Below are 21,303 nucleotides of genomic sequence, written 5' to 3'. Positions count from 1 at the left end.
GGATATTTTTTGTGATAGTTTTGGCGCTTGATACTACGGGAGCAGATTGTTCTGTTGCTGTTTACGACGGCAATACAAATCGTATTTTAGGTTCTTATTTAAAGACTTTAGGACGCGGTCATGCTGAGCACTTGATTCATGCTATAGATTGTGCGCTAAAATCTTCTGCAATAGACATAACTCAGATTGATCGTATTGTAACTTCATTAGGGCCGGGATCATTTACTGGAGTTAGAGTTTCTATTGCTGCCGCACGTGGTTTATCTTTATGTTTGAATAGGCCGTCTTTTGGGGTTGGTAATTTAGAGGTTTTGGCTTGTTCGTATCTTGATGTTAATTCTAGTCGTCCTGTGATGGTATTGGTAAATATGTTATTCGAAAAGTTTTGTTTTCAGATTTTTTCTAAATCAGCTGTTCCTTTATCTGATCCTATCCTTATAAATTATGATCAAGCTTGTTATGAGATTAAAATTTTTGAAGGAGAAATTATTGGATCAGGTTTTGATGCGATTAATGGTATCAAGGGAGAAGATTACTATTTTCCAATGGATGTTCTTGCTAGATTAGGTATGGGAAAAACTGAAAATTCTCCTTCACCTATTTATTTGCGTCGTCCATGTACTATTTAGGAAGTTATATTTCTATGTTGTTTTTTAAAAAAAATATATTTCATATTATAGATATGAGTTAATATAATTGTTTATTAGAGATAATTTTTATTAATATAAAGGGTTATTAATTATATCTTATATTAAAAAAAATGTTTTCACAAACTATGGGTGCTGTAAATATGTTATGTCAAGTTGTCAATCAGAATGTTTATCAGCAAAGGTTTTTTGTTAAGAGCTATGGTTGTCAAATGAATGTATATGATTCTTCTCGTATGGAAGATATCTTTTTTGCTAAGGGATATGGGCGAGCTGATTCTATAGATGATGCAGATCTAATAGTTCTCAATACTTGTCATATACGAGAAAAAGCTGCTGAAAAAGTTTATTCATCTTTGGGACGTTTAAGAAAACTAAAAGATGAACGTATAAAGAAGGGTAAAGATACAATAATAGTTGTTGCTGGATGTGTGGCTCAAGCTGAAGGAGAAGAAATTATAAACCGTGCTCCTATAGTTAATATAGTTATTGGTCCTCAGACTTATTATCGTTTGCCTGAATTATTGGAGAGAGTTAGATTTGGCAAAAGAGTTGTAGAAACTGATTATTCTGTAGAAGATAAATTTGATAGCCTTGCTATAGTAGATGGTGGATACAAAAGAAAGAGAGCTGTTTCTTCTTTTTTAACAATACAAGAAGGATGTGATAAGTTTTGTACATTTTGTGTGGTACCATATACTCGTGGAGCAGAGATTTCTCGCTCATTATATCAAGTTGTTGAAGAGGCTCGTAAACTAGTTGAGAAAGAGGGAGTTCGTGAAATTACTTTGTTAGGTCAAAATGTTAACGCTTGGTCTGGAAAGGATTTGAATGGTAGGAAACTTAGTTTTAGTGATTTACTGTATGAAATTGCCGATATTAAAGGCCTAAAAAGATTAAGATATACAACTAGTCATCCCAGAGATATGAATGATGGATTGGTAAAAGCTCATGGTGATTTAGATGTGCTTATGCCTTATCTTCATTTGCCGGTTCAATCTGGTTCTAATAATATATTAAAGTCTATGAATAGAAGACATACGGTACAAGATTATCTACAAATAATTGATAAGATGAGATCAGTATGTCCTAAAATTGCAATTTCTGGTGATTTTATTGTTGGATTTCCTGGAGAAACAGATGCTGACTTTGAAGATACAATGAATCTTGTTGATAGAGTGTGTTATTCACAAGCTTTTTCTTTTAAATATTCGCAGCGACCTGGTACTCCTGGTGCTAATATGTCGAACCAAGTTGACGATGAGATAAAAACAGAGCGATTATTGCGTCTTCAGAAGAAGCTTCGTGAGCAACAAGTATTTTTTAATAAACAATTTATCGGTCAAATCATAGAAGTTTTGATAGAAAAAAGAGGAAAAGAAGGTGATCAATTAATAGGTCGTTCTCCTTGGTTGCAATCTGTGGTATTTAATACAAAAAATTGTTTTATTGGAGATATTGTTAAAATTCGTATAATTGATGTTAAAATTAGTACTCTATATGGAGAACTGGTCTCATAAAAATTAGAATAATGTCGTATGCAATGCATTATATTTTTTAAAATTTAATTGTATCGGATTATTTTTTCTGTAAGAGTTTTTTATAATCTATTTGACAGGTCTGATTAACAATTTTTTATATATATCGAATTATTCATAATGTGAAAGTAGTTTAACTATTATGTTTTTAGATGATTTTTTGTTTACTATCTGTATAGTGTATTTTTTCTATAAAAAGGCAATAGATGGATTGTCCTAGAATAGATTTACAGATTGCTGTGGAAGATGATTCTTGGATACGAGTTGTCGATTTGCGATCATTATGTAAAAATATCTTTGATGAAGCTGTTCTTTTACTTGTATCAAAAAAGTTAAAATCTTTTTTAGATGTTGTTGAGGTGTCACTTGTATTTACTAATTCTAATGCTATTAAAATACTAAATGCCGAATATCGCGGCATAAATAAACCTACAAATGTACTATCCTTTCCCTCTTTTTTTTCATTATCTAAAGATAATTTAGGTCCAATGTTAGGGGATATAGTCTTTGCTTATGATATAATAGAAGAAGAAGCTAGTTTATTAGATAAAAAATTTGATGATTATTTAACTCACATTATTTTACATGGATTTTTACACTTATTGGATTATAATCATATAGATGATAAAGATGCTTTTATAATGGAAGGATTAGAGATATCTATCCTAGATAAACTAGGTATAGATGATCCCTACCGTAGTTAGGTTTGGAAATAAAATAACTTTAAACGATGATCAACTTTAAAATAAATTTACCCGAACATCCGAAGAAACAAAATAATCGATATATGAATTTATCTGTACTGTTATCTAAAATATTTTTATTTTCCTTTTGGAAGAAGGTTTTACGGATGTTTCACAAAATTTGGAGAGTAATTTCTAATAATAAGGAGCATGGATTAGATTATATAGATGATGCTATCGATGGTTTACTTTCACCTATGGAAAAAGAGGTTTTCAATAATCTTCTGCGATTTCGCAAAATACGCATTTGCGATATTATGATTCCACGTGCAAGTATAGATGCTATAGAAAATAAATCTACCATATATGAAGTATTGATGATGCTTGAAAAATATGGAAGATCATGGATGCCAGTTTATGATGGCAGTTTAGACAATTCAATAGGAATAGTGCACATGCGTGATTTATTGGCGCATATTTCTCATCAATATAGTGATGTTAAAAGCGTTAATTTAAGCACTATGATATCTGAAACAAATTTAATAAAAGATGTTCTTTTTGTGCCATTGTCTATGTTAGTTTCGGATTTATTATGTCGTATCCAAGAAAGTCAGCTATACATAGCTATTGTTATAGATGAACACGGTGGAACAGATGGTTTAGTTTCTTACGAAGATATAGTTGCTTTTTTTATAGGTCATTTAAAATACGAGCGTTACAGTAGAAAAGAAATTATTTCTGCTGCTGCTGATAATGCTTTTATAGTAGACGCTCGTGCAGATCTAGAAGAGTTAGCAAAAGTTATGGGAGAAGAAATTTATGTATTCGAAAGTGTCCAAGATGTTGATAGTTTAGGAGGGCTAATTTTTTCAGTTTTGGATCGTATCCCTGTGCGAGGTGAAGTTATTAAGGAAATTCCTGGATTTGAGATTATAATTCTTGATTCAGATGTTCGTTGTGTTCGCCGTGTTCGTATTAAGAAGATTATGAATTCTAATAGTTAGTTAAAATCATTTCACGAATTTTGCTCTTTATTATGCGATCTTTTATCTATAATTTTTATTTATGATAATTTTATATGAGGATATCTTAAATTGGGTAATATAGCTGGAAAAATCATGCTTTTAGCAGGAATAAGACGATATTTCCTTGCAATATTAGCTGGCTTTATTTGTAGTTTTGCTATTCCCCCATTGGACTTATTCTTTGCTTCTTTTGTTTCTTTTACATTATTAGTATGGTTACTTGATGGAATTTCTTCATTTTCTGGCAGAGTGTATTCCATAAGTAGGATTATATCATCTTTTTTAGTTGGATGGTCTTTTGGTATTGGTTATTTTATTGCTGGACTATGGTGGATAAAAGAAGTCTTTATGGGAAATACTGTTGTATTTTGGCCATCATTGGACGTAATAATTTTATGTGTTATAATCCCAGCTTTTTTTGCCATTTTTTATGGGATAGCGACTTCTTTATCATCTATATTATGGTCTGAAGGCATAGGTCGTATTTTTATTATTGCATTTTCTTTTGGATTATGTGAGTGGCTTCGCAGTTGGATTATAGGAGGTACGGCATGGAATTCTATAGGATATGCTGCCATGCCAATACCTACTATGATGCAATCCGTACATTTTATAGGATTGTTTGGAATAAACGCTTTGAGCGTATTTTGTTTTGCATCTCCTGCTTTATTTGGGACAAGACAGGATATGCATCTAGGAATGAGTATTTCTAGTATCCTTTTGGTTTTACATATTTCATATGGGATGTGGAAATTGGAAGATACTTCAGAAGGATCACAGACAATTGTTAAAAAAGAGCCGATAATACGTATTGTTAAGCCTAAAATTAATTTAACTTATAAAGAATCAAAAGAAAATATTTTAGAACATTATTTATCCATTACATCTATTCCAGGGGCATCACAAGATAAAGAACCTACTGTGATTGTTTGGGCGGGAGATACATCTTTTTTTTCTTATTTGGACAGTCCTCAGATATTAAAGCGAGTATCTAGTGTTCTTAAAAAAGGACAATTATTAGTTTTTCGACCCATGCGAACAGCGAAAGAATTTTCTAATGGAAAAAATATCTTTTATAAGCCAATACGTGTTATGGACAATAAGGGTAAATTTTTAAATGATAGCGATGTAAAAAATATTATGAGTTTGAATAAATATTCAGCATATAGAATTGCTGATAAATTAAATTTTTATTATTTAAATTTTCTTAAAAATCATTCATTTTATACTCATAAAGAAATATACCCTCTTATTTTTTCATCGATATTATTCCATATTGATATTATTAGTAACGTCTATTCGATTAATTCTATTATATACTTAATAGATGATTATTGGATGACAAGTAGTATGGGCGGGTATTATCAAAGTTTGAGATATGCAAGAATTAAAGCAGTAGAAACTGGATTGCCGTTAATTATATCTGCTAATAATGGAATTTCTGCATTTTTTGATTCAAAAAGTAATATTATTTGGTCTATCAGTATAGATAGTAGTGAATCCATTGACATATACTTCCAATCTACGCTAAGAACTAATATTCATTCAGAAATTAGGATGAGAAACTTTTGGATTATTGAATTAATTTTATTACTTTTAGCTATTATAGCTTTATAGAAAATTAGATTAGAGGTGGCATGCTGAATATGTAATTATTCTTCATCCACAGTTATTTTGTTGATTGAATTTTTATATATAACTTGCGCTGATTTCTTTTTTTTAACTATTTTATTGAAACATGTTTCAGAATTTTATCAATTTTCCAGAGTGATTGAACACAATATTTATTTTTTTAACATGTATATTATATATCAGAGCCATAAATTATGATTAAAAATAAAAAAAGTCCTAACCCAATTGACATTAATGTTGGTAAAAGAATTCGTTTTCGTAGAACAATATTAGGAATGAGCCAAGAAAAACTCGGCGATAGTTTGGGTATAACATTCCAACAGGTACAAAAATATGAAAAGGGTACCAATAGAGTGGGTGCTAGTCGTCTGCAGAGCATTGCAAAAGCACTTGATATCCCAATTTCATTTTTTTTTGATGTCGCGCCAGCGATTAATTCTGAATCTTCTTCCGAAGAAAATAGCGTTATAGATTTTCTTTCTTCTTCTGAGGGATTGCAGCTAAATCGGTATTTTGTTCGTATACAAGATGTCAGAGCTCGTCAGAAAATAATAGAATTGGTTAAATCTATAGTATCCATAGAAAAGAATAAAAGTATTGTAATAGAAAAAGATGAGATGGAATGCTAGATTATATAGATTTAAAATTACTAATTATGTGATAGTCTTTATGACGTAATAAATAATATCACTGATATAGTATTTACTTTTGATTTAACAATTTTTTTGGTTTAACCCCGAGACTTAATTTGCGTTTTCGGGGTTATCTGTCGTCCTAACATAGGAAATCAACTTTGATATTTCAATGCCTAAGATTTTTCTATTCGTTATCTTTATTTATTATTATTTTGATATAGATTTATGGGATAAATTAATAAAGAAAGGATATTTAAATTAAATTTTATTTGCCTTTGTTCTTAAATTAACGTTTATAGAAGCACTGTATATTTTATATATTTGATAAGATATTTTTTTTAATTTTATCCTATTTTAAACAATATATTTTCTCTTTTATACAAGAATAAATTTTGTTATATTGCTATATCATTATTTATGATTTTGAAAAATATATGATATAGATCGAAATACTTCCTATATATTGCTAATGTATGTAACAGGAGGTTGGTTTAGGATTGCTATGGAAAATTGTAGCGCTTACATAAGAAGTTCTTTAATCGTATTTTATTAGTATATTTGATATTATTATGATGCTTTGTTTCAATATAGATTATTCTTTTTTGAATTTATTGTAGCATTATTGCTGTCTGTTGTTTCTTCTGCTAATGTTTTGTAGATTTATGCCTTATAAGTGTTTATGTTGCCCCATTTTTTTATTTTCTAATATTGTCTTACCGTAGATTGGGATTATATATGATCTTCAATTGCATTAAAAGAATATTAGATTGATAGTTCGATTAATTTCTGTTTGCTACTATCAATTTTACTCTTATTTTTACACTAATTTAGCATATAAAATATTGATTTTTAAATTTATAATAAAAAGTTAAGAAAATTAATAAAAAGCAGCATATTTCAATAGTGTAACTTTTTAGATTCAATTTGTTACAATATGTTGATTCTGTTTGTTTTTACCGATAGTTATACAGTAATTATTTTTTAGTCATATGCAAGATATTCTAGGGGTGAAAAATGCGTACTGATTATCTTTTTACTAGTGAATCCGTTTCAGAGGGGCATCCTGATAAGATATGTGATCGTATATCTGATGAAATTGTCGATTTTGTTTACCGCGAAGCCGTAATTAGCAAAATGGATGTGAAAAATGTTCGTGTTGCATGTGAGGTTATGGTTACGACAAATAGGGTTATAGTTGCAGGAGAGGTGCGTCTTCCGGATAGCCTTTCAAAAGTAGATCCTATAACTGGTAAGTGTGTTGTAGATAAGGATAAATTTAAAATACTTGTTCGTTCAGTAATACGTCATATTGGTTATGAACAAGACGGATTCCATTGGGAGACAGTTGATATTGAAATATTATTGCACTCCCAATCTATTGATATCGCACGTGGTGTTGATAATGCTATCGATGATAATAGCAATCAAGGTTCTGGTGATCAAGGAATTATGTTTGGATATGCCTGTCGGGAAACATCAGATTTTATGCCTGCTCCAATTTATTATGCACATCGTATCCTTAGATTTCTTGCTGATGCACGTAAAAATAGTTGGGATGATGATGTATCTGAGTTAGGTCCTGATGCTAAGAGTCAAATTACTATCCGTTATGTAGATAAGAAGCCCTTTGAAGTTGAATCAATAGTGCTATCCACACAACATTATAACCCTTTTTGGGATAGAGATAAAATTCAGTCTGTCGTAGAGCCTTATATTCTTATGGCTTTAAAAGGTATTAAAATATCTTCTAATTGCAGATGGTATATAAATCCTGCAGGTAAATTTATTGTTGGAGGACCAAATGGAGATACTGGCTTAACTGGCCGAAAAATCATGGTAGATACGTACGGAGGATCTGCTCCTCATGGAGGAGGGGCTTTCTCTGGAAAAGATGTTACCAAAGTTGATAGAACTGCTGCTTATGCAGCTCGTTATTTAGCAAAAAATATCGTTGCAGCTGGTTTATCTGACCGCTGTACTATACAGCTTTCTTATGCAATTGGAATATCAAGACCGTTGTCTATTTTTGTAGATCTTCATAATTCTGGTAAAATTAATGAAGTTATAGTTGAGAAAGCAATCAGTGAATTAATGGATCTTTCTGTTTCTGGTATAAGTGAACATCTTAATCTTAATCGGCCGATTTATGCAAAAACTTCTGTTTATGGACATTTTGGACGTATTGCGGATAAGGATGGTTTTTTTCCTTGGGAGTCATTGAATTTAGTTGATTCTCTTAGAAATAGTGTTGGTTTGTGAGTAATTTATGCATAATGATAATAGCCGTATTCCGTCTGAATTATTATATGGACGTTGTCGTGGTAGATCATTAAGTGATTATCTTCTATATATAATAAATAATCATTTGCCAAAATGGAAAATTGATCTTGATTTATCTCCAGCATTTCCATTTAATGATATTTTTCCAATACCTGTCAATGAGGTTAGATTAGAAATAGGTTTTGGAAGAGGTGAGCACTTGCTCAGACAAGCTATAAATAATCCTAATGTTGGTTTTATTGGAGCAGAGCCATTTGTAAATTCACTGGCAAAGTGTGTTAAAAGCTTAGAAGACTTAAAACTAAGTAATATTCTTCTTTATGATGATAATGCAATTAATTTATTGGATTGGCTTCCTAGTAATTCTATTGATGTAATTTATCTTTTATATCCTGATCCTTGGATTAAGAAAAAACATTGGAAAAGAAGATTTATTTCTCAAAAGAACATTAATCGTTTTGCGCGTGTTTTAAAGCGAAATGGTATGTTTTACTTTGCTTCCGATATTAATCATTATGTTAATTGGACATTATTATATTTTTTTAACAATAATTCGTTTCAGTGGATCGCAGAAGATAGCTCAAATTGGACAAATCCTTTTAATGATTGGGTTCCAACATATTATGAGGAAAAAGCTAAATATTCAGGTCGTAACACGACATATCTATCTTTTAAAAAAATTTTTAACTAATTTATTGTGAAAAATATATTATTATCAAAATATATAAGTAAATTATATTTTATATATAAGATATTAATAAATATATTTATACAGCGATAATATATATTTTATTTATATACACCTTTGGATTAATAATTTATAATTATTCTATCTAATTTTAATAAATACAATAATCTTCTATATATTAACTGGTTAATTGTTTTATTTTTAAACATAAGGGTTTTTAGATGATCGAAAGCTCATTCTGATTGGAATTCCTGATAAAGAAAAATCAATTCTCAATCTATTCATCAAATATCTTTTATAAGATTCAGGTATATCTTTCGGATAGCTGCAAAATATTGCGAAAGAAGGAGGTGATGATTTTATTTGTGTTATGTATTTTAAGTTATTATAACGACCGGATACTGTTGGAGCCATATTTTTCATTTGAGTTTCTTTCATCCAAATGTTAAGACGGCTGGTTGTGATTCTAATTTTCCATAACTTATTTATTTCCAATACAGATGACATAAGATCATTAAGACCTTCTCCTGTATTCCCTGAAATAGTAGCTATTCTAATATTTCCTACTTGCGGCAAATTATTTATTGTTTTTTTGCGTAGATCTTGTAGAAGTTCTGATCTATTTTTTATCATATCCCACTTATTAAAAGCAAGAACAGCCGCTCTTCCTGTAATAAGTACTGAATCTACTATTTGCAGATCCTGTTTTTCTAAAGGTACGGTTGCGTCTAAAACAACTATCGTTGTTTCGCAGGCACGTATAGATTTTAAACTTTTTTCTACAGAAAGCTTTTCTATTCTTTCCACAATACGAGCACTTTTCCTCATGCCTGCTGTGTCAATCATTTCGATTAGATGATTATTCCAATTCCATTGTACAGCAATTGAATCTCTAGTGGTTCCAGTTTCAGCTGCTGATACAAGGCGATTATGGCCAACAAAACGATTTATAAGAGTTGATTTTCCAACATTAGGTCTTCCAACTACAGCGATGCGTATAGGCTTTTTACTGATTTTTTCAGATTTTTTTTTCATGACGATCTTATTATGATCGCTTTCATAGTCTATTTTGCCTGTATTAGAATAATAACCTAGATTTTCTATGTTACTGCTAGGATAGCTTTTTTTTATGCATTTTATAATTATATTGTAAAGTTCAGATATTCCGCTTCCATGTTCAGCAGAAATATCTGCTATATCTTCAAAACCAAGTGAGAATATATCATAAAAGTTACTGTTGGCTATTCTTGTATCCATTTTATTGGCTACAACAACAATAGGTATATCCTTTTTTCGCAGGAATTTAGCCATTAAACTATCATAAGGTGTAATACCAGCCTTAAAATCAATAACAAAAAGAGCTATATGTGCTTCACAAATAGCTAATTCTGTTTGATCTTTAACTTTTTTTACGATGGAGCTTTTATTTCCTTCCTCTATTCCAGCTGTATCAATAATATTGAACTCTAATCCGTTAATAGTCGCGATTCCATATAAACGATCACGAGTTATACCTTTAATATTTCCAACGATAGCCATCCTCTTTTTAACAAGGCGATTAAAAAGAGTAGATTTACCGACATTTGGAGCTCCAACGATGGCAATCGTATAGACCATATTTATTTCACAAAAAAATTAATTTTCTTATTTTATCTTGCCAGAAGAGGCAATATTTTCGAGTATCATTTTACTACTATCTCTTAACCTAGGATTAGCTCTAGTATCTTTAGTGATGCTTTCTAATATTTTTTTTGCCTTTTCAATATTTCCAGCTTTTAATTCAGCCAATCCAAGGATTCGGGTCGCCGAGTAATGCATATTACTCGATGGATTATTAAACTTTTGTAATATTTTAGATATCTCATCATATTTTGCATGATCTATAAGAATCTGAACAGCGTTTATAGTTGCTATATCACGAATTATAGAAGGAATAGCATTGTCATCGGCAATTGCTAGAAGTTTATTTGCTGCATTATGTAAATCATTTTTTTTAACAAGTATCGATGCACTATACATACGTGCTAAGAAAGAATAAGGATTTATTCCTTGGGAAGATATTTTTTGAAAAGCTTTATCAGCTTCGTCAAAATTATCATTTTCAAATAAAATTACTGCATTTGAAAATCTATCTACCACAGGATCATAAGATGTATTACTATAACTAAATAAGTAAAATACCGCTCCTGCTAATAAACAAATCAAAATAATTAAAGGTAAAATTAATTTATAGAGGTAAGGCTTAATTTTACACGCCTTTTCTTTGATAGATCCCTTATTTTCAGTAGATGCCATCATATTCTCCTTTACATTATTAATTTACGCAACAGTTTGCACAAATAATCGCAGACCAAAAACATTATAAAATATATTCATACAAAATTCAAATTTAAACACATATAAACACACGATCAATTATTATTAATCATTTCACTAATAATATGTCAGCTCAAGCATAATCATATTTAGTTCATTGGAACGCAATATATTGTAATATATTATGAAAAACAATTTGCGAATATACGAATTTAATTTTATTTAGAATATAAAATTGACTTATAAACACAAAAATCATATTTTTACTTGCAGTAAAGAATATCATTTTCATTTAATATATACAATATAATATAATTAATAAATATTTTTTTATATGTCATATATAGGTATGTATATAATATTTATGTGAGAATGATGTTATATTTTTATTTGATTGGATTAATTATATGGCTATGACTGCTCGATGGAATATTAAGAATAATACAGCGGTTTTAGTTCTTGCGGATGGTAGTGTTATTGAAGGTATGGGCTGTGGTGCAACTGGTTCTATACAGGCTGAGATTTGTTTTAATACATCTTTAACTGGATATCAGGAAATTTTAACTGACCCATCTTACTTAGGCCAGATAGTTAATTTTACCTTTCCGCACATAGGAAATGTTGGCGTCAATAATGAGGACTTTGAATACTTATCTACAAAAAAATTCAAGGGAGCTTTTGGACTTGTTTTGAAATCTGAGATTACAGATCCCTCAAACTATCGTTCGAATATGCATTTTGATGATTGGTTAAAGTCCTGTGGAATTATTGGATTATCGGGTGTTGATACTAGAGCTTTGACTATTTGGATACGCGATAATGGCGTATCAAATGCTGTTATAGCCCATAATCCCAATGGTCAATTCGATATTGAAGATCTAAAATCAAGGGTTCAAAATTATAATTATTTAAAAGATTCTGAATTAGTAATGCGTGCTACAGCACCTAAAAATATATCTTGGCTGGAGAAAACTTGGCAATGGGGAAGAGAGGCTTCTTTCCTTAATGAAAATGATGCTATATATCACGTCGTTTGCGTTGATTATGGAGTTAAAAGCAATATTCTAAGACATTTAGTTGATTTAGGCTGTAAAATAACTATAGTTCCAGCAGATACTTCTGCTAAAGAGATATTGTCTTTTTCTCCAGATGGGATAGTTCTTTCGAATGGTCCTGGTGATCCTGTTATAACTGCTGATTATGCATCTCCTATTATTTGTGATCTTATTGATTTCGGTCTTCCTATTTTTGGTATTTGTTTGGGACATCAATTGTTAGGACTATCACTTGGTGCTAGATCTGTTAAGATGCATCAGGGGCATCATGGTGCAAATCACCCTGTAAAGAATCTCTTAACTGGAAAAGTAGAAATAGTATCTATGAATCACGGTTTCGCAATAGATTCCAAAACTTTGCCGGCAAATATAGAAGAGACTCATATTTCACTGTTTGATAAAAGCAATTGTGGATTGCGCATTATTGATAAGCCTGTTTTTTCCGTTCAATATCATCCAGAATCTTCTCCAGGTCCTCAAGATAGTCACTATCTTTTTTCTTATTTCGTGGACTTTATGCGTATTAGAAAAGGTTTATAGCGAAATTAATATAATTCATGCTAGCATAGGATATTTTTTCTTTAATATATATCCAAATCTCTTGTACTTTTTAAGTTTTGGATTTTTTATATTAAATTGCTGTGTTTTATGGATGAAACTGTGTTAGTTTCTAATATTATTTTTTTAGATAGAAGTAGCAATGGTTGTTTATATATTGAATTGCAATTCATTTAATGGTGACGTTATGTGATGTTATATGGGGAAGTTTTTTATTTTATGAAAGATCATAAAAATTATATTGTGTATAGCAAGTACAACTTTAAAAGAATGATTCATTTTATATATGCAATAATTGCTTTCTTTCTTGATATTAATTTTACTGTTATTTTATAGGGTTTTTTGTGTCTTATGCATCGTTATCGTACTCATTATTGTGGAGATCTTAGAATCTCAGATGTTGACTCTTTTGTGCGTCTTGCAGGCTGGGTTCATCGTGTTCGTCTACACGGAGGTGTAATTTTTCTAGATGTGCGTGATCATTATGGTATAACGCAAATAGTAGCAAATCCTGAGTCTTCTTGTTTTGATCTTGCTAAGTCTGTGCGTAGTGAATGGGTTATTAGAATTGATGGTTTAGTTAAATCTAGGAACCAAGATACTATCAATCCAAATATTATAACTGGTGAAATTGAAGTATATGCACAGGAGATAGAGATTATTTCTGTCTCAGAAGATCTTCCTTTGCCGGTTTTTGGAGAGAAAGAATACCCTGAGAATATTCGTTTTAAATATCGATTTCTTGATTTGCGTCGTGATACTTTGCACAAAAATATCGTAAAAAGATCTCAGATTATTGCATCTATGAGGCGTCGTATGAATGAAAATAACTTTGTTGAATATTCTACGCCAATTTTGACAGCTTCTTCTCCAGAAGGAGCTAGAGATTTTCTTGTTCCAAGCAGAGTTAATCAAGGTCTTTTTTATGCTCTTCCTCAGGCGCCGCAACAATATAAGCAACTTTTAATGGCATCTGGTTTCGATCGATATTTCCAAATAGCTCCTTGTTTTCGTGATGAGGATCCTAGATCTGATAGATTGCCAGGAGAGTTTTATCAGCTTGATATTGAGATGAGTTTTGTTGAGCAAGAAGATGTTTTAACTACTATGGAGCCTATTATACGTGATGTTTTCGAGGAATTTTCCAATGAAAAGAGTGTGACTCAGAGTTTTCCACGAGTTAAATATGACGATGCTATCCGTATTTATGGATCAGACAAGCCTGATTTGCGCAATCCTATTACTATGGCTAATGTTACAAATCATTTTATTGGGTCTGGTTTTAAATTATTTTCTAATATGTTAGCTTCTAATTCAGAATATGAAATTTGGGCAATCCCTGCTAAAAAGGCTGTTAATCGTGCTTTTTGTGATCGTATGAATGCATGGGCACAATCTAAAGGACACCCTGGACTTGCTTATATTTTATGGAAATTAGAAGGATGCTCTTTGATAGGATCAGGTCCTATTGCTAAGCATCTTAGCCATAAAAATACCGAAGATATTCGTTCTCAGCTTAATATGAAGGATGGAGATGCATGTTTTTTTGTTGCTGGAAATCCATCAATATTTTATAAATTTGCTGGGGAAGCGCGTAATCATATAGCTCAAGAATTAGGAATTATTGATAATAATAGTTTTGAGCTATGTTGGATTGTAGACTTTCCTTTTTATGAATGGAATGAAGAAAAAAAGAAAATAGATTTTGCTCATAATCCATTTTCTATGCCGCAAGAAGGGATGGCATCTCTTGAAAAGAAAGATCTTTTATCTGTAAAGGCCTTCCAATACGATTTGGTATGTAATGGATTTGAAATTGCTTCTGGTGGAATTAGGAATCATATATCTGAATTAATGATTAAGGCATTTTCAAACGTTGGTATAGATAAATGTATGGTTGAAAATCGTTTTGGAGGATTATATCGTGCTTTTCAATGCGGGATGCCTCCGCATGGTGGTATGGCTGCTGGAATAGATAGGATAGTTATGCTTCTTTTAGATGCAAAAAATGTTAGAGATATATCGTTATTTCCTATGAGCCAAAATTTTTGCGACTTGCTTATGGGAGCGCCTTCTGCTGCGAGTCCTAGCCAACTTCGTGAGCTAGGATTGCGCGTCATAGATAACAATAAAGACAAGTTATAATCAAATACTATCTAAGATTATAAGATTATATGCAATATTATAACTTTATCTTTTAATAAAAGTATACACCAACCCTTTAAACGGCAATCACTCAAAACTAAAATGTAAGAACAGTATTTATATATTAATACCGTTCTTATATTTCAAAAATGAAGACAATGCGTTAAATAATATGTTATCTTTTATCAAATAAAATTAAATTTATTTGTGTATATCTATAAATCTGATGTATTGGCTACAATTGTAGCTATTGTAATGTTACAATTAGATACTGGAGAAATTCCTTCTGGGAAAGATAAATCCTTAAGGTGAATGCTGTCACCAATCTTCAATCCGCCAATATCAACAGATATTGAATCTGGTATTTTATTTGCTGGACAGAGCAGGGATATCTCATGGCAGATCACGTTTAGTATTCCCCCTTGTTTTATTCCAATCGATTTATTTTCATTTATAAAACGAACTGGAATTTGTACAGAAACATTAGAATCTTTATATATCCTTAGAAAATCAACGTGCATAAGATTATCAGTTACAGGATCAAGCTGATAATCTTTCGGAAGAACACTAATCAGCTCATTTTCAACATCTAGTGTCAAAACAGTTGTCGTAAACCTCTTACTATGCAATCTTCGTGATATTTCCTTTACAGGCAATGCTATTGATTTAGGCTCAGATTTGTTTCCATAGACGGTAGCAGGGATGCTGCCATTTCTGCGGAGTAAACGGGAATGGCCTTTCCCAACATTTTTTCTAACTACTGCGCTTATTTTGTAATCTTGCTGATCCATAGATGATTATTCCCTTTAAAAATGATAAATCCAGGAGAGGCAAATCATCCTGTTATCATTATGTTTAAAATAAGTAATTGTAGTACTATAATTTTTAGCAAACAATGATCTAAATTTTTTCAAACCTAAATAATAATATATTGTAAAAAACAGATAAAACTGAACGAAATGTCACGGATATTAATCCCTTTTTTAGTTTTATTATAGATAAGTTATAATAAATCTGATCTCATATAGGCAATATCCATATTTATTATCTCTAAACACAAATTAATGCTACTACGCAGCTTCCTCTTGACTTCCTCCTATCTCCTTTTTGGATTTGGATTTTTTCGAAGAAAGATTAAGCTCAATTAAGTTTATGGCTTCTGGTTCGGAAATGCTATTTACAGCAGCTACTTCTCTTACCATACGATCTAAAGCCGACTCATAAAGTTGGCGTTCAGAATAAGATTTTTCCGGCTGATTATCTGTTCTGTGCAGATCGCGAACAACTTCTGCAATTGCTATCAAATCTCCGGAATTTATTTTAGCATCATACTCCTGAGCTCTGCGAGACCACATTGTTCGCTTTACTCTAGCTTTTCCACGAACAAGCTTGAGAGCTCTCTCTACAAAATGTGCTTCCGAAAGCTTGCGCATTCCGATTTCAATTGCTTTTTCAACTGGAACTTTTAAGCACATTTTATCTTTATCAAATGCAATCACAAAAAGCTCAAGCTTCATACCAGCAACTTCTTGTTCTCTTATTTCTGTTATAGTGCCTACACCATGAGCGGGATAAACGATATGCTCTCCTGTTTTGAAGCCTTGGCGTACGAAAGAACCTTTATGCTGGATTGTCATTCCTCCCCCTCTAATTACAATATAAAAATAGGATTAAGTTAGTTTCTAAAATACAAGAATAATCAAGAAAAAATCATAAAAACTCTAGTAATTAGCCACAAATCATAATTAATCCGCTATATAAATTAAATCATCTGTTTTAAAGATATCAGAGGCCATTGTATACTATAAAGTAGGTTTTAATCAAGAATTAACTTTTTTAGATACACAAAATAATTTATTAATAGTTAAATATTGGATTGAATTTTATTAATTTCCACCAGGAGTAGAAGAAAAATACTTTTTATATTTTTCTTCTACTCCGTCCATTTCTGCTGCTTCAGGAAGTGGATCTTTCTTTTCTGTGATGTTTGGCCATTGAGAGGAGTATTTTGAGTTTATTTCCAGCCAGAAGTCCAATCCAGTCTCAGTATCAGCTTTGATAGCATCAACAGGACATTCAGGTTCGCATACTCCGCAATCGATACATTCTTCAGGATTTATTACTAAGAAGTTTTCTCCTTCGTAAAAACAATCTACAGGACAGACCTCCACACAATCTGTATGCTTACATGAAATGCAATTTTCTGTTACTACGTATGTCATAAGCACCTTTCAATGTATAAGATAATACCGATATGTCTACATAAATATGACTTCAAAATCAGTATAATATTGACACTAAAACTTTATCATATAGTGTTATAAAAGCCTACTAATATATCTATAAATTTATATCTTTTTAAGGTTTTATCAATTATAAATGTGTAGATTGCTTTTATAAAGGAAAGAAGTTTTTTCGATATATTGGAATATTTTTAACTATATTATAAATTACATTTTTTATAAGATTTATTGTTGCTATTATTCATGCAAAATCATATATGTTAATTCCAAATATCATATGCTGATATTGCATTTTTCTAATTTTAAAGTAAACTATCCTAGCCTTGTATTTTTTTATGTGAATGAATGAGATTTTTATTGAGAATTGTATTTTTTCGACAGTTTATGTAACAGATGGCTTTCTTTTCAGTTTAATTTATATCATTTCTTTTACTTATTTTTTTTGATTGCTAAATGTTTTTTCTGTTTTGTCTATATCAATTTATTTATTTTATCAAAATTCAGGGAGATTTTAATCCAGTGATAAGTAGATTATATTGCAATCTAGTTCTTATAGTTAATTAGATGCTTTTTAGTTGGATATACGATTATTACGCATGGATTGGTCTTGCTGCTCTGATATCTCTTGAGCTTGTTCTAGGCATAGATAATCTAATCTTTATTACTCTCCTTGTAGATAGGCTACCTCAATTTCAGAGGGAAAGAGCTTTAATATTTGGTTTAACCTTTGCAATGTTAACTCGCATAGGCTTGCTTGCATCTATATCCTATTGGATGGTTATGTTACAACAGCCTTTGTTGTCTATGAGTGGATTAGAGTTTTCTGGGCGTGATATTGTCTTAATTATTGGTGGTTTCTTTCTATTGTTTAAGGTAACTACAGAGTTGCATGATCGATTAGAAGGTGATCATTTTGATAAAAAGCAAAAATTTATCAGGCCTGTATCTTGGCAGATTATCGTGCTGCAAATTGTTGTTTTAGATGTTATTTTTTCTATAGATAGTATTATAACTGCGATTGGCATGGTACAAGATTTTATTGTTATGGCAATTGCTGTAGTTATCTCAGTTTTTATGATGATGGCTGTTTCTAAGCCGATAATTAATTATATTTCTAGGCATTCAAATGTAGTTATACTTTGTCTTGGTTTTTTATTGATGATAGGTTTTTTCCTTATCATTGAAGGACTACATTTTGATGTGCCAAAAGGATATCTTTATGCGTCTATTATTTTTTCTGGTTCTATTGAACTGCTAAATCAAATGGCAAGACGTAATCGAGATAGGCTTATGTCTTCATCAAGATTAAGAGCTCGTGCCGCAGATGCAGTTTTACGATTATTAGGAGGTAAACCTGTCCAACAACAGAGATTTAATATCAATACAGGTTTTGACGTATCATCTCAAGATAAGGAGCAAATCATATCAGAGCAGGAAAAAGATATGGTACAAAGCGTCTTAACACTTGCTGATAGACCTGCGAGATCAATTATGACCCCTAGAACTGAGATTGTATGGCTTGATATAGATCATGTTAATGACGATTTGCAATGGAAAATTCTCGAGTTAGGACATTCTAGATTCCCTGTTGCTCGAGGCAGTTTAGATAATTTTATAGGAGTTGTATCTGCTCGTGATTTATTAAGGGATCTTCTTGAAGATGGAAATATAAATTTAGAAAGATCTATTAGAAAGCCTTTATTTGTTCATGAAAATGTTAGTGCTTTGAAACTAATAGAAAGATTACGCAAATCTTCGAAGACATTTGTTATGGTTTTAGACGAATATGGAGTTTTAGAAGGTATGATAACACCTGATAATATTCTAGAAGCTATTGCGGGTTATTTCCCCGATGAAGATGATGAAAAACTTGATATTACTGTAAGTGAAGAAGGCTCTTTAATAGTTGATGGTTGGATTGATGTGCGTCAAGCATCAAAATTATTTGGAGTTGATTTGGTAGATGAAGATGATCGCTATTCTACTTTGGCGGGATTTATTTTATGGAAGCTAGGACATTTGCCTCAAGAAAAGGAAGTTTTTACTGAAATGAATCTAAATTTTGAAATTATAAGACTAGACGGCCATAATATTGATCGTGTAAAAATTAGTAGGGTTAAAACCTGATATAGATGAATTTAAATATAAAATTTAAAAAATTATTTTTATATAATACCTTTATTAGATTTAAATTATATACAGTAAACTAGTTATTACTATGTTGCTGTTCAAACTAGTGATTTCTTTCTAGCAAATTAGGATAATTAAATGTGGAATAAGAAGTAGTAATGAATAATGGTTAATAAAAAATCAGGAAAAGTGCTTATTATTGATTTTGGAAGTCAATTTACCCAACTTATTGCAAGACGTGTACGTGAAAACAATGTTTATTGCGAGGTAGCTCCCTTTGAGAGATCGTTGGAATATTTTTTAAAATTAAAGCCCAAAGCTATTATTTTTTCAGGAAGTCCTGCATCGTCATTGAATATCGATAGCCCTAATATCCCGCAAGAAATATTTGATTCTAAAATTCCTTTGTTAGGGATTTGTTATGGACAACAAATCATGTGTATGTCCATTGGCGGTAAAATTAAAAAATCACAAAATCGTGAATTTGGTCGTGCTTTCATTGAGATAAAGAAAGATTGTTTGTTATTGGATGGGCTTTGGGAAAAAGGATCTGTTCATCAAGTTTGGATGAGTCATGGTGATAAAGTGGATAGCATCCCAGAAGGATTTGAAGTAATTGCTTCTTCAGATAGTACTCCTTTTGCTTTTATTGCAGATGATAAGAAAAAATATTATGCCGTTCAATTCCATCCTGAGGTAATTCATACTTTAAATGGTGATAAATTGATCTCTAATTTTTTACATAGTGTTGCTGGCATTAAAGGTGATTGGGTTATGTCTTCTTATCGAGAAGAAATTATATCTTCTATTAAGGATAAAGTGGGAAATGATCGTGTGATCTGTGCGTTGTCAGGAGGAGTTGATTCTTCTGTTGCAGCATTTCTTATATATGAAGCTATAGGAAAAAATCTGACTTGTATACTTGTTGATAATGGATTGATGCGAAAAAATGAAATAGATGATGTTATTAGTCTATTTAAGGATTATCCGGACTTTCCTTTGATTGTTGTAGATGCATCAGATCGTTTCCTTGGAGAGTTGAAAAATGTTATTGATCCAGAAATCAAGCGTAAAATTATAGGAAAACTATTTATAGAAGTTTTTGAAGAAGAGTCAAAAAAAATAGGGGATGTTAAGTTTCTTGGTCAGGGAACTTTATATCCTGATGTTATTGAAAGTGTTTCTTTTTTTGGAGGTCCTTCATCTGTTATCAAATCTCATCATAATGTAGGAGGATTGCCTAAACATATGAATATGCATCTTGTTGAACCATTACGAGAACTTTTTAAAGATGAAGTTCGACTTCTTGGTAAAGAATTAGGATTGCCAGATCATTTTATAGAGCGTCATCCATTCCCAGGACCAGGTCTTGCTATTCGTTGTATTGGGGAGATAACTGATAATAAACTTCTTATTTTACGTGAGGCAGATTTTATTTATCGTGATGAGATCCTTAAAGCAGGAATTTATAATGATATTTGGCAGGCATTTGTGATTTTATTACCTGTGCAGACTGTGGGAGTTATGGGTGATGGCCGTACATATGAGTATGTTTGTTCTTTACGAGCTGTTACATCAATTGATGGCATGACAGCTGATTTTTATCAGCATGATATGAACTTTTTAAGTCAAGTATCTACGAGAATAATCAATGAAGTTCCTGGAATTAACAGAGTCGTATATGACTTAACTTCCAAACCTCCTGCTACCATTGAATGGGAGTAGTTA

The 21,303-nt window shown here is 31.2% G+C and carries 17 protein-coding genes; 12 read left to right on the top strand and 5 right to left on the bottom strand.

All coding sequences use genetic code 11. The annotated features are described in order from the left end of the window. The first annotated feature begins 11 nt into the window (after nucleotides 1–11). From tsaB to trmB, 8 genes are all read left to right on the top strand, one after another. Entirely contained in the window at nucleotides 12–629 is a 618-nt protein-coding gene (gene tsaB / locus LAM_RS00285; RefSeq protein ID WP_007556677.1) for a tRNA (adenosine(37)-N6)-threonylcarbamoyltransferase complex dimerization subunit type 1 TsaB, read from the top strand. A gap of 161 nt (nucleotides 630–790) precedes the next feature. Then, entirely contained in the window at nucleotides 791–2,167 is a 1,377-nt protein-coding gene (gene miaB, locus LAM_RS00280) for a tRNA (N6-isopentenyl adenosine(37)-C2)-methylthiotransferase MiaB (protein WP_007556676.1), read from the top strand. Between the two features lie 224 nt (nucleotides 2,168–2,391). Continuing rightward, nucleotides 2,392–2,889, top strand: coding sequence for an rRNA maturation RNase YbeY (ybeY, locus tag LAM_RS00275; RefSeq protein ID WP_007556675.1), 498 nt, complete (start codon nucleotides 2,392–2,394; stop codon nucleotides 2,887–2,889). A gap of 146 nt (nucleotides 2,890–3,035) precedes the next feature. Then, nucleotides 3,036–3,872, top strand: coding sequence for a transporter associated domain-containing protein (locus LAM_RS00270; protein WP_007556674.1), 837 nt, complete (start codon nucleotides 3,036–3,038; stop codon nucleotides 3,870–3,872). Between the two features lie 90 nt (nucleotides 3,873–3,962). Further along, on the top strand, nucleotides 3,963–5,510 hold the full coding sequence (locus LAM_RS00265) for a hypothetical protein (protein WP_007556673.1): 1,548 nt from the start codon (nucleotides 3,963–3,965) through the stop codon (nucleotides 5,508–5,510). 209 nt (nucleotides 5,511–5,719) lie between these two features. Further along, a complete protein-coding gene (locus LAM_RS00260; RefSeq protein ID WP_007556671.1) occupies nucleotides 5,720–6,154 on the top strand; it encodes a helix-turn-helix domain-containing protein in 435 nt (144 codons plus the stop codon). A 1,020-nt stretch (nucleotides 6,155–7,174) separates the two neighbouring features. Continuing rightward, the gene (gene metK / locus LAM_RS00255; protein WP_007556670.1) at nucleotides 7,175–8,419 is read left to right on the top strand and encodes a methionine adenosyltransferase; all 1,245 of its coding nucleotides are present in this window, start codon (nucleotides 7,175–7,177) and stop codon (nucleotides 8,417–8,419) included. A gap of 7 nt (nucleotides 8,420–8,426) precedes the next feature. After that, nucleotides 8,427–9,131 (top strand): tRNA (guanosine(46)-N7)-methyltransferase TrmB, encoded by a 705-nt coding sequence (trmB, locus tag LAM_RS00250; RefSeq protein ID WP_007556668.1) that lies wholly within the window; start codon nucleotides 8,427–8,429, stop codon nucleotides 9,129–9,131. 198 nt (nucleotides 9,132–9,329) lie between these two features. Here the strand turns inward: trmB and der are convergent, their stop codons facing one another. After that, complete coding sequence (der, locus tag LAM_RS00245) at nucleotides 9,330–10,745, bottom strand: ribosome biogenesis GTPase Der (RefSeq protein ID WP_007556667.1); 1,416 nt, start codon at nucleotides 10,743–10,745, stop codon at nucleotides 9,330–9,332. A 27-nt stretch (nucleotides 10,746–10,772) separates the two neighbouring features. Beyond that, nucleotides 10,773–11,426, bottom strand: coding sequence for a tetratricopeptide repeat protein (locus LAM_RS00240; RefSeq protein ID WP_081604686.1), 654 nt, complete (start codon nucleotides 11,424–11,426; stop codon nucleotides 10,773–10,775). A 425-nt stretch (nucleotides 11,427–11,851) separates the two neighbouring features. Between LAM_RS00240 and carA the strand changes: the two genes are divergently transcribed. Then, the gene (gene carA / locus LAM_RS00235; RefSeq protein ID WP_007556664.1) at nucleotides 11,852–13,039 is read left to right on the top strand and encodes a glutamine-hydrolyzing carbamoyl-phosphate synthase small subunit; all 1,188 of its coding nucleotides are present in this window, start codon (nucleotides 11,852–11,854) and stop codon (nucleotides 13,037–13,039) included. Nucleotides 13,040–13,408: 369 nt separating this feature from the next. Further along, a complete protein-coding gene (gene aspS / locus LAM_RS00230; protein ID WP_007556663.1) occupies nucleotides 13,409–15,202 on the top strand; it encodes an aspartate--tRNA ligase in 1,794 nt (597 codons plus the stop codon). A 215-nt stretch (nucleotides 15,203–15,417) separates the two neighbouring features. On the opposite strand, the gene LAM_RS00225 is transcribed toward aspS, so the two are convergent. From LAM_RS00225 to fdxA, 3 genes are all read right to left on the bottom strand, one after another. Continuing rightward, entirely contained in the window at nucleotides 15,418–15,993 is a 576-nt protein-coding gene (locus tag LAM_RS00225) for a 50S ribosomal protein L25/general stress protein Ctc (protein ID WP_007556662.1), read from the bottom strand. Nucleotides 15,994–16,272: 279 nt separating this feature from the next. Next, the gene (locus LAM_RS00220; RefSeq protein ID WP_007556661.1) at nucleotides 16,273–16,839 is read right to left on the bottom strand and encodes a CarD family transcriptional regulator; all 567 of its coding nucleotides are present in this window, start codon (nucleotides 16,837–16,839) and stop codon (nucleotides 16,273–16,275) included. A 249-nt stretch (nucleotides 16,840–17,088) separates the two neighbouring features. After that, a complete protein-coding gene (fdxA, locus tag LAM_RS00215; RefSeq protein ID WP_007556660.1) occupies nucleotides 17,089–17,424 on the bottom strand; it encodes a ferredoxin FdxA in 336 nt (111 codons plus the stop codon). Nucleotides 17,425–18,009: 585 nt separating this feature from the next. Between fdxA and LAM_RS00210 the strand changes: the two genes are divergently transcribed. Further along, nucleotides 18,010–19,572, top strand: coding sequence for a TerC family protein (locus LAM_RS00210; RefSeq protein ID WP_007556659.1), 1,563 nt, complete (start codon nucleotides 18,010–18,012; stop codon nucleotides 19,570–19,572). A 168-nt stretch (nucleotides 19,573–19,740) separates the two neighbouring features. Next, nucleotides 19,741–21,300: a glutamine-hydrolyzing GMP synthase gene (gene guaA / locus LAM_RS00205; protein ID WP_007556658.1), complete on the top strand. Its 1,560-nt coding sequence runs from the start codon at nucleotides 19,741–19,743 to the stop codon at nucleotides 21,298–21,300. Nucleotides 21,301–21,303 lie beyond the last annotated feature (3 nt).

Source organism: Candidatus Liberibacter americanus str. Sao Paulo, from assembly GCF_000496595.1.
Taxonomy (GTDB): domain Bacteria; phylum Pseudomonadota; class Alphaproteobacteria; order Rhizobiales; family Rhizobiaceae; genus Liberibacter; species Liberibacter americanus.
Note: the sequence above shows the minus strand (reverse complement) of the source record. Positions and strands in the feature narration are given on the sequence as shown.